The sequence below is a fragment of the Streptomyces sp. SID11385 genome, assembly GCF_010548245.1.
Classification (GTDB): Bacteria; Actinomycetota; Actinomycetes; order Streptomycetales; family Streptomycetaceae; genus Streptomyces.
This window is the reverse complement of sequence record NZ_JAAGLR010000330.1, coordinates 1-1,428: the sequence shown is the minus strand read 5'-3', so window position 1 is coordinate 1,428 and position 1,428 is coordinate 1. Positions and strand designations below refer to the sequence as shown.

General features: G+C 77.2%; 2 protein-coding genes. One reads left to right on the top strand and one right to left on the bottom strand.

All coding sequences use genetic code 11. The annotated features are described in order from the left end of the window. On the bottom strand, positions 1-703 hold a 703-nt coding region (locus G3I42_RS09970; protein ID WP_343244506.1), incomplete at its 3' end, for a helix-turn-helix transcriptional regulator. A gap of 209 nt (positions 704-912) precedes the next feature. On the opposite strand from G3I42_RS09970, the gene G3I42_RS09965 reads away from it, so the two are divergent. Further along, positions 913-1,428, top strand: a 516-nt coding sequence (locus tag G3I42_RS09965) for a DUF6350 family protein (protein ID WP_239096368.1), incomplete at its 3' end; no start/stop codon positions are given.

The following is a 1,428-nucleotide window of genomic DNA, read 5'->3' as shown; positions in this document are numbered from 1 at the left end:
CGAACCCGCGCCAGGGCGACAGCGCCGACTCGTGCACCATCGCCCGCGCCCACCCCTCCGGGTCCGGGTCGCGCACCACCTCCGGCCACCGCTCCCACACCTGCCGGAAACCGCTCAGCACGGCCGCGAGCGCCACCTGCGGACGGCCCGTCAGGAGGTACGCCTGACGGAGCAGGCCCGGCGCGGCCCGCCCGTAGAGCGCGGCGAAGGCGGCTTCCGGGGGACCGGGGAGCGGGAGTGGGGCGGTGGGAGGCTCGGGGTGCGCGATGTCGGGGATCACGGAAGGTGCTTCGACGGCGGGCGCTTGGGCGGTGGGTGCTTGGGCGGCGGGAGTCTCGGCGGCGGGCGCCTCGGCGGGAGGCATCTCGGCGGGAGGTGTCTCGACGGGTCGGGGGATGCCGGCGGGACGCGCCGCCTCCTCGCCCGTCCGCTCCGGAGCGCCCGTACGCGCCGTCTCCCCCGCACGCGCCGCCTCCTCGCCCGTACCCCCCGCCCCGCCCTCCGTCCGGAGTCCGCCCGCCAGTTCCGCCAGCAGTCCCGCGTACGCCTCCAGGCGTCTGCCGTGCGGGCGGGCGCGGCCCCGTTCCCAGGCGCGCAGCGTCTGCGGGCTCACGCCGAGGCGTGCCGCCGCCTGAGCGCGGGTCAGGCCCGCGTGCTCACGCAGCAGGCGGCGGTCGGGGGCGGGTGGCAGGGCGTGGGTCACGGTCTCCGACGCCGCGTCAGGGCCGTCTTCGCCTCGGTGGGCGGACGTGCCGGGGGTCATCGCGCACCCCCGTGGTGAGAGGTTCCCTGACGGCACGGCGCGTCGCTCCGTACGTAAGATCGCATAATCGTATATTGGGCGACACCTCCGGTACGCGCTTCTTGCACGGGTATCGACTGGGTCATTGGGAGCATGGCCCGGTGACCGAGATGACCGATCCGCCCGGGGCCGCCACGTCCCCGCCCCAGGGCACGCCCGCCGCCCCGCCCGTCGCCGCCCGCCTCGGCAGACGGCTGCCCGCCTTCATCGCCTCGCTTCTCGGCGGGGCCTTCGCCGCCGGGCTCGGACTCGGCGCGCTGGCGGTCCTCGTCATGGTGCTGTGGGTCAGTTCGCCGTTCCCCGACAGCGGACCCGGCGGCGCGCTGCGGCTCGCCGCCTCGCTGTGGTTCCTCGGGCACGGCACGACGCTCGCCCGCTCCAGCCTCGTCACCGGTGACTCCGTCCCGCTCGGCCTCGTCCCCCTCCTGCTGCCGCTGCTGCCGCTCTGGCTCCTGCACCGCGCGGCGCGCGAGGCGGCCGAACCGGAGGAGCGGGGCGACCTGCTGCCGGTACGGGCCAGGGGGCGGCTCGGTGGACGCGGGGCCGCTGTGGCCGGGGTGTGCGCCGGCTACCTCCTCGTCGCGGGCGCCGCGCTGCTCTACGCGCACGGCGGCGACCCGGCGCCC